The 233-nt window shown below is 61.8% G+C and carries 1 protein-coding gene; it reads right to left on the reverse strand.

Translation table 11 applies throughout. The features are described 5' to 3' along the window. Positions 1–233: hypothetical protein (locus NCS00_RS33295; protein ID WP_250442283.1), on the reverse strand; the 233-nt coding region annotated here is incomplete at both ends.

The following is a 233-nucleotide window of genomic DNA, read 5'->3' on the forward strand; positions in this document are numbered from 1 at the left end:
CGCCGATGCTAAGCGCAGCGCGCAGCGCGGCCTTGAGCCAGGTCAATGAATGACGCATCTGTTTTCGCGATGCCATCGTTTGATTTGAGTCAACGGAGATCTGCTCCACGATCCGCAGAATCTCCCCATGCAGGCCAGCGCGCAGCGGAAGCGCCGGCAACCGGATCGAACCGACGAGCAGGAAGTGGTCCTCTGGAAGGACACCGGACGGTGCTGCGCGATGACGATACCCG

This window comes from Caballeronia sp. AZ1_KS37 (genome assembly GCF_023631165.1).
Lineage (GTDB): Bacteria > Pseudomonadota > Gammaproteobacteria > Burkholderiales > Burkholderiaceae > Caballeronia > Caballeronia zhejiangensis.